General features: G+C 42.5%; 2 protein-coding genes. Both read left to right on the top strand.

Features of this window, described 5'->3' with window-relative positions; all coding sequences use genetic code 11:
* The coding region (locus QUA43_RS30095) for an ATP-binding protein (protein ID WP_333379373.1) at positions 1 to 3,689 on the top strand (3,689 nt) is incomplete at its 5' end.
* Positions 3,682 to 9,105: an AAA family ATPase gene (locus tag QUA43_RS30090; protein ID WP_333379371.1), complete on the top strand. Its 5,424-nt coding sequence runs from the start codon at positions 3,682 to 3,684 to the stop codon at positions 9,103 to 9,105. The genes QUA43_RS30095 and QUA43_RS30090, both read left to right, overlap by 8 nt.
* Positions 9,106 to 9,318 lie beyond the last annotated feature (213 nt).

Below are 9,318 nucleotides of genomic sequence, written 5' to 3'. Positions count from 1 at the left end.
AGTGTGATATTGCCCAAGTCAAAGCCTTAGCGATCACTGATGATGTGGTTGAATTCATGGCATTGCAATTGCAGAAGTTGCCCCCAGAAACTCAGGATGTTCTCAAATTAGCTGCTTGTATAGGAGCACAGTTTGATTTGAATACGTTAGTAATTGTCAGCGAGAAATCGGCGGGAATGACGGCTGCAGCTTTATGGAAAGCATTGCAGGAAGGTTTGGTAATTCCCACAACAAGAATTTATAAGTTTTTTACCCAATCGGATAGTGAAGAAGTTTTCCACGCCTCAGCCAATCCGACTTATCGGTTTTTGCACGATCGCGTTCAACAAGCCGCCTACTTTCTGATTCTCGACGAGAAAAAACAGGTGACTCACCTCAAAATTGGGCAACTATTGCTCAGTCATACCTCCGTCGCCGAACAGGAGGAAAAACTCTTTGAGATTGTCAACCAACTGAATATGGGGAAAAGCCTCATTATTGAGCCATCGGAGCAAACGCAACTCGCTCAACTCAATCTCCAGGCAGGACAGAAAGCCAGAGCTGCAACAGCATACACAGCCGCACTTGAGTATTCTATTACAGGTATCGACTTGTTGGCTGAAAAGCGATGGACAAGCCAGTATGAACTGACCTTAGCACTTTACGAAACCGCCACTGAAGCTGCTTATCTAAACGGCAATTTTCCGCAGATGAACCAATTGACAACGATCGTTTTGGAACACACCAGAACTCTATTAGATCGGGTTAATGTTCATCAAGTTGAAATTCAAGCTGCTCAAGCACAAGCTCAACCTTCAAAGGCTATACAAATTGCTTTGCAAATTCTCAAGCAGTTGGGAGTTAGTTTTCCAGAGGAACCTAACGGAGAGGATATTGGAAAGGCACTGCAAGAAACTTTATCCCTTGTGGGTGGCAGACAGCCACTGGATTTGATCGCGCTGCCGGAGATGACCGATCGCACTCAGTTAGCCATTATGGAAATTCTCGCAGGTGTGACGGCATCTGCTTATGTAGCGGCTCCCACACTGTTGCCGTTGGTTCTGCTCGAACAAGTGAATATATCGCTGCAATATGGCAATAGTTCGTTTTCTACTAATGGCTATTGCGGTTTTGGGGTCATATTATGCGGGGTAGTGGGAGATATTGAGTATGGCTATCAATTCGGTCAACTGGCACTCTTGTTGCTCGAACAACTCGATACCCGAAAACTAAAAGCCAAAACCTACGGACAAGTTAACTGCTGTATTTCCCATTGGAAAGAGCCTCTTGCTAACACTTTACCGTTGTTTCGAGAGGGCTATCAGAGCGGATTAGAAACTGGGGATTTAGAATGGGGTGGAATTTGTGCCGTCCTGTATTTGATGCACGCTTGGTTTGCTGGCAAGGAATTGAGCGATTTGAGTCGAGAGGGTGCTGCTTTCTGTGCTCAATTTGCTCAACTTAAACAAGAAACAATGGCAAAGCAGGGAGCTATTTTTCAACAAGCCATCTTGAATTTGTTAGGGAATTCGACAGAAGCGTGGCAGTTTAATGGGGATAGTTTTAGTGAAGCAGAAGATCTACAGATGTTTGCGCGATCGGGGAATCAAACGGCTCCCTGTTATTTCTATGTCAGCAAGTTGGTGCTATGTTATCTATTTGGTCAGATTGAACAGGCGATCGCTGCTGCTAGCGCCCTTGAAAGTTATTTAGGTGGAGCTACAGGGATGTCCCTGATTCCGGTCTTCCATACTTATGATTCTCTGACACATCTGGCTAACTATGCCCAAGTTTCTCAGCCAGAACAACAAAGCATTCTGCAACGAGTGACTGCCAATCAGGAAAAGATTGAACGCTGGGCTGATGCTGCACCAAGGAATCAACTGCACAAATTTTATTTAGTTGAAGCGGAAAAAAATCGCGTTCTTAGTCAAAAAACAGCAGCCATAGAATTCTATGACCTAGCGATTAAAGGAGCCAAAGAAAACGCATATCTCCAAGACGAAGCCTTAGCCAATGAACTTGCAGCCAAATTTTATCTCGACTGGGGCAAAGAAAAAGTCGCGATCGCCTACATAACTGAAGCATACTACTGCTATGCCCGATGGGGAGCTAAAGCCAAAGTTACTGATTTAGAACAACGTTATCCTCAACTCCTCGCGCCTATTCTGCAACAACCTCGCACTGCTGACTCCTTCAAGGAAACGATTGCACGCGGAACGATTACTTCTAGCAAAACCTCTAGCAGCATTTCTGAAGTGCTAGATTTGGCAACTCTGCTCAAAGCCTCTCAAGCTATTTCTGGAGAAATTGAACTCGATCGACTCCTAACTACTCTCCTAGAAATAGTCGTTACTAATGCTGGGGCAACTAAGTGTGTCTTACTACTCAAACAAGATATTGATTTAAAATTAGTAGGTCTTGTAGAAGAGGGAAAGTTACCACAACTATTACCATCAATTCCCCTAGAATCAAGCCATGATGTAGCAATTAGTTTGGTGAATACAGTCAAGCGGAGTTTGAAACCTCTGGTTCTGGCGGATGTAGGGATAAATTCTCAGTTTGCTGGTGATAGTTACATTCAAAACCACCAGCCTAAAAGTGTTCTTTGTAGCCCCATTCTGAATCAAGGGCAGTTGATAGGAGTTTTATATCTGGAAAATAACCTGACGGTGGGGGCGTTTACGAGCGAGCGCATTGAAGTGTTAAATATGATTAGCTGTCAAGCTGCTATTTCCTTAGAAAATGCGCGTCTGTATCAAGCCGCACAACAAGCATTCACCGATCTCAAACAAGCACAACTCAAAATCGTTCAGAGCGAAAAGATGTCAGCACTGGGCAACTTAGTAGCTGGTGTAGCTCACGAAATTAACAACCCTGTCGGTTTCCTGAATGGCAATATTACCCCAGCCTTAGATTACATTAACGATTTGTTTGGATTGATCGATCTAGTGCAACAAAAATATCCTCAACTCGATCCAGAGATTCAAGAGGAAATCGAAACCATTGAACTTGACTACATCCGAGAAGACTTACCCAAGTTAGTAGGTTCGATGCGAGAAGGCGTGAAGCGAATTCAAGACATTAGCATTAGTCTGCGGACATTCTCGCGTGCTGATAGCGATCGCCCCGTAGCCTGTAATATTCACGAGGGCATTGATAGTACAATTATGATCCTCAAGCATCGCCTCAAGGCTAATGAATCTCGCCCAGCAATTACAATCATCAAGGACTATGGTGATTTACCAGAAGTGGAGTGTTATGCCGGACCATTGAATCAGGTGTTTATGAATCTATTGGCGAACGCGATCGATGCTTTAGATGAATCCAATAAAGGACATATCTATCAAGAGATTGACAATCAAATCACGCTAAAAACCGAGTTATCTGCTGACAAAAAACAATCAATAATTCGGATTAAAGACAATGGTGTTGGCATGACAGAAGCGTTGCGGGATCGAGTTTTTGATAGTTTATTTACGACGAAAGCTGTAGGGAAAGGCACGGGGTTAGGATTAGCGATCGCACGTCAAATTGTGGAAGAAACTCACGGTGGAAAATTGAACTGTACTTCTATACTGGGAAAAGGAACAGAGTTTATCATTACCTTACCAACTAAAGCTGAACAAAAAGTTGATTTTCCCTCTTCTTCAGACTCATTTAATCACCCACTCACTCATCAATTATCAAACAACAATAACCATGAATAACTCCGAGCCAAATAGCGACAGTCAGACAAATGTTCAAATTCTTGACTATAAAATTATCGCCAGAGTTTATTCAGGAAGTCGCACCTTAGTATATCGGGCCGTCCGTACCCGTGACCAATTACCTGTCGTCATCAAACTCCTGAAAAATGACTATCCCACCTTTATCGAACTGGTACAGTTTCGCAATCAGTATACCATTGCCAAAAATCTCAATTCACCTTTGATAGTCCAAACTTATAGCCTGGAACCTTACCACAATGGCTATGCGTTAATCATGGAAGATTTTGGTGGCATTTCCCTTCAGGAATGGGCGATTAAAGGGAAGAACGCACTATCTTTGAGAGAGTTTTTAGAAATGGCGATAGCCCTCTGCAATACCTTAGATATACTATATCGGGAACGCATTATTCATAAAGATATCAAACCAAGTAATATCTTAATTAATCCCGAAACTAAACAAGTTAAATTAATCGACTTTAGTATCGCGTCTTTGCTACCACGAGAAACCCAGACACTCATCAATCCTAATGTTTTAGAAGGAACACTCGCTTACATTTCTCCCGAACAAACCGGGAGAATGAATCGCGGGATTGACTATCGAACCGACTTTTATTCTTTAGGCGTGACTTTCTACGAATTACTCACAGGAGAATTACCCTTTCCAGCGAAAGATCCGATGGAGCTAGTACACTGCCATATCGCGAAAGCATCGCCATTAGTACATAAAATTAATTCAGAAATTCCCTCGACAATATCAAAAATTGTCAATAAATTGATGGCAAAAAATGCCGAAGACAGATATCAAAGTGCATTAGGTATAAAAATTGATTTAGAAAACTGTTTAACACAAATTCGAGAAACGGGTCAGATTAAATACTTTGAAATTGCACAGAGGGATGTGAGCGATCGCTTCATCATCCCCGACAAACTTTATGGACGAGAAACCGAAGTTCAAGTATTACTTGATGCCTTTGATCGAGTCAGTGCTGGGGCAACAGAAATGATGCTGGTAGCTGGTTTTTCGGGAATTGGGAAAACTGCGGTTATCAACGAAGTTCATAAACCAATTGTGCGTCAACGCGGTTATTTTATCAAAGGCAAATATGACCAATTTAATCGTAATATTCCCTTTAGTGCCTTTGTACAAGCCTTTCAGGATTTAATGGGGCAACTGTTAAGCGAAAGTGATGCACAAATCCAACAATGGAGGAATAAAATATTATCGGCAGTTGGAGAAAATGGACAAGTAATTATTGAAGTCATCCCCGAATTATCAAGAATTATTGGTGAACAACCAGCCGCCATAGAATTATCAGGAGATGCGGCACAAAATAGATTTAATTTATTGTTTCAAAAATTCACCCAAGTTTTTACCAGTGCTGAACATCCCTTAGTGATGTTTTTAGATGATTTGCAATGGGCAGATTCAGCATCCCTGAAGTTAATGCAGCTATTGATGGCTGAGACAAGGCATCTTTTCTTAATTGGTGCTTACCGTGATAACGAAGTCAATCCGGGACATCCTTTAATGTTGACTTTGAGTGAAATTCAAAAAAACCAAGCAACGATTAGCACGATTACTTTAGCCCCTCTGAGTCAAGAGCAAGTAAATCGATTAGTTGCAGATACACTGAAATGTACGGAAATTTTGGCATGGACTCTTTCTAAATTAGTCTATCAAAAAACTCAAGGAAATCCATTTTTTGCAACCCAGTTTCTCAAAGCATTGCATCAGGAACAACTTATTCAATTTGATTTTAAGTCAGGTTGTTGGCAATGTGATATTGCCCAAGTGACATCTCAATCTCTTACAGATGATGTTGTTGCTTTCATGGCATTTCAATTGCGAAAACTGCCACAATCAACTCAACAGGTGTTGCAACTAGCTGCTTGTATTGGCAATCAATTTGATTTAACAACTTTGGCAATTGTTTCAGAACAGCCAGAAATCGAAACGGCTGCGGCTTTGTGGAAAGCATTACAAGAAGGATTGATTTTGCCAATTGGAGATGTTTATAAGTTTTATGTCGGGCAAGAGAGTGTAGCATCTACTTCCGAAAATCAGGAGATTGCTGCTTACAAGTTTTTACACGATCGCGTTCAACAAGCGGCCTATTCCTTGATTCCAGAAGATCAACAACAGTCAACTCATTTAGCGATCGCTCGGTTGCTGCGACAAAGCACCCCAGACACCGAACTAGAAGCCAAGATTTTCGAGATTGTCAACCATTGGAACAGGGCGATCGCAATTATCCTTAACCAATCGGAAAAAGATAATCTTGCCCAACTTAATTTAATTGCTGGACGCAAAGCTAAAGCCTCGAATGCTTACGAACCAGCTTTCAAATATTTCACTACAGGTATAAATTTACTGTCTGATGGTGCTTGGCAGACCCAAACCAGCCTGATGTTAGGATTGCAGGAAGGAGCAACAGAAGCGGCGTATTTATGCGGTAATTACGAGCAAATTGAGCAGGGAGTAAAGGTAATTTTAGCTGCAAAGCTCCAAGCGACCGAGTACGTCAAAGCCTACGAAATCCAGATTCAAGCCTATACAACCCAGGGGAGATTTCAAGAGGCGATCGCGATTGCCCAGACTGCTTTAACCAAATTTAACACTTATCTTCCAGAGCAACCGACGCTGACAGATATAACATCGGCTGTAGAAAAGGTAACGGAATTGCTTAATGGTAGAACTGCTGAAGATTTACTCGATTTGCCGGTGATGACAGAACCAGAAGCATTGGCAATTATGCAGTTACTTTCTAGTGTTACCGGTGCAGCCTATCTTTCTGCTTCCCAACTATTTCCATTTATTGTTCTGACTCAAGTTATATTGTCGATTCAGAAAGGTAATAACTCCCTATCAGCTTTTAGTTACAGTAACTATGCGGTTTTATTGAGCAAGATGTTAGGGGATTTGGATACAGCTTATGACTTTGCTCAGATGTCATCACAATTAGTGGCAAAACTCAATGCCCGTTTTATGCAGCCAAAAGTTAATCTTCTCCTGGCCGCATTTTTTATCCATTATAAATCTCATTTTTGCAACAGTTTAGCTTTCTACAGGGAAGGTTTCCAGACAGCCCAGGAAGTCGGTGATTCAGAGTTTGCAGGCTATCACGTCCACCATCTGTGTCAGTGCGTTTATATAACTGGTAAGGATTTAAATACTTTGGTGACAGAAACAGAACCTTATTTAAATACCCTATCCAAGCTCAATCTCAAAACATCTTTAAACTACTCTTACATTGTTTTACAAGCAGTTGAGCGGCTCCAAAATAGTCAAAGCCAGTCAACTTTGACAAATAAAACAGAGCAAATACACGCCGCACTCACCGCTACTAATGATTTAATTGGATTGCATTATTATTGGGTCTATAGCCTGACTACTTCCTATCTCCTCAATCAATATCCACAGGCAATTCAAGATGCAATAGAAGTGCGTCAAACCCTAGCAGTTGCAGGAAGCGGGATTAGCGAATTAGTTTTTTACTTTTACGATTCCCTGACAGCACTGGCTACCCATACCGAAGCCACAGACAAAACCGAACTGCTGGAGCGGGTTTCCAAAAATCAAGCCATACTCCACCATCGTGCAGTTTCCGCACCGATGAACTTTCAACATAAATACGACCTAGTAGAAGCTGAACAACATCGGGTTTTAGGCAAGAATTATGAAGCAGGAGATAGCTACGATCGCGCGATCGCAGGAGCAAAAACCAACGGCTATGTCCAAGAAGAAGCCCTTGCCAATGAACTGGCGGCAAAGTTCTACCTCGCATGGGGCAAAGAGCACATAGCTCAGTCATACATCACCCAAGCCTACTATGCCTATGCTCGCTGGGGTGCAAAAGCCAAAGTCGCTGATTTGGAAAAACGCTATCGGCAACTGCTGGCTCCCATATTACAGCAAACCCGTTCTCCTCTCTCGACTCACGAAACTATCTTCACATTGGGGAGTGTCACCTCTACCAGTTCTGCCACATCCAGTAGTAGCAGTATCTCTGTAGCTTTAGATTTAGCTGCCATTCTTAAAGCTTCTCAAACACTCTCCAGCGAAATTGAACTCGAAAAACTGCTTTCATCGTTGCTTGAAATCGTCATCGAAAATGCGGGGGCTGATAAATGTGTGTTAATGCTGTTGCGAGATGAACACCTGTCGATCGAAGGGTCAATTACTATGGGGACACAGCCAGTCGTGTTGCAGTGCCTTCCCATTGAAGACAGTCAAGATATTCCCCTGAAGCTAATTTACAAAGTCAAGCACAACAGACAGACTGTTGTTTTGGTGGATGCGACAGCAGATTCAACCTTAGTCAACGACCCCTATATCATCCGTCAACAACCCAAGAGTATTTTGTGTAGCCCAATTTTACATCAGGGTAAGTTGCTGGGCATTTTATATTTAGAAAATAATTTAGCGACGGGGGCGTTCACCAGCGATCGCGTCGAACTACTGAATTTACTCTGCACTCAAGCGGCAATTTCTTTGGAAAATGCCCAACTTTATGAGCGGGAGCAACAAAAATCCCAAGCCCTCGAAAAGGCCCTCAACGATTTGCAAAATACTCAACTCCAACTTGTTCAAGGAGAAAAAATGTCCGCCCTTGGCAATCTCGTTGCGGGGGTTGCCCATGAGATTAATAACCCGGTGGGTTGTATTCTAGGCAATGTCGGGGCGACAGAGGACTATGTTAACGATTTATTGGGACTGCTTGAGCTTTATGGGGAAGCATTCCCAGAACCGGGTGATCAGATTGAATCGGAACTGGAGGCGGTAGATTTAGACTATTTGCGGCAGGATTTGCCCCAGTTGATGCGGGCGATGCGGGATAGCGGCGATCGCATTAAATCCATCAGCCAAAGTTTACGCACCTTCTCCCGAAAAGACACGGACTACAAACAGCCCTTTAATCTCCATGACGGCATTGAAAGTACATTGCTAATTTTGCGCTATCGCCTCAAAGCCAATGAGCATCGCCCTGAGATTAAAGTAGCTAAAGCCTATGATTGGCTCAACCCTGTTAATTGTTTCCCGGGTCAACTGAATCAGGTGTTTATGAATATTCTAGCCAATGCCATTGATGTGTTTGACGATCTAGCCCAACAGTCATCATTTGCAGAAATAAAAGAGCAAAAGCAACAGATTACTATTCAGATTCAACAAGTTGAAAACTGGGTTGAGATTAAAATTGCTGACAATGGCCCGGGTATTCCCGAAGAGATTAAATCCAAGATTTTTGACCATTTGTTCACCACCAAAGCAGTGGGCAAAGGCACGGGCTTGGGATTAGCGATCGCACGTCAAATTGTAGTAGACAAACATGGCGGTTCTCTTCACGTCAACTCAATCCCGACCCAAGTAACTGAGTTTATCATTACCTTACCAACCAAATCCGAACAAAAAAGTTAATTCTCCCTCTTCTTCAGACTCATTTAATCACCCACTCACTCATCAATTATCAAACAACAATAACCATGAATAACTCCGAGCCAAATAGCGACAGTCAGACAAATGTTCAAATTCTTGACTATAAAATTATCGAAAGAGTTTATTCAGGAAGTCGCACCTTAGTTTATCGGGCTATCCGTACCAGTGACCAATTACCTGTGGTCATCAAACTGC

The sequence above is a fragment of the Microcoleus sp. N9_B4 genome (assembly GCF_036701635.1).
Taxonomy (GTDB): Bacteria; Cyanobacteriota; Cyanobacteriia; order Cyanobacteriales; family Microcoleaceae; genus Microcoleus.
Note: the sequence above shows the minus strand (reverse complement) of the source record. Positions and strands in the feature narration are given on the sequence as shown.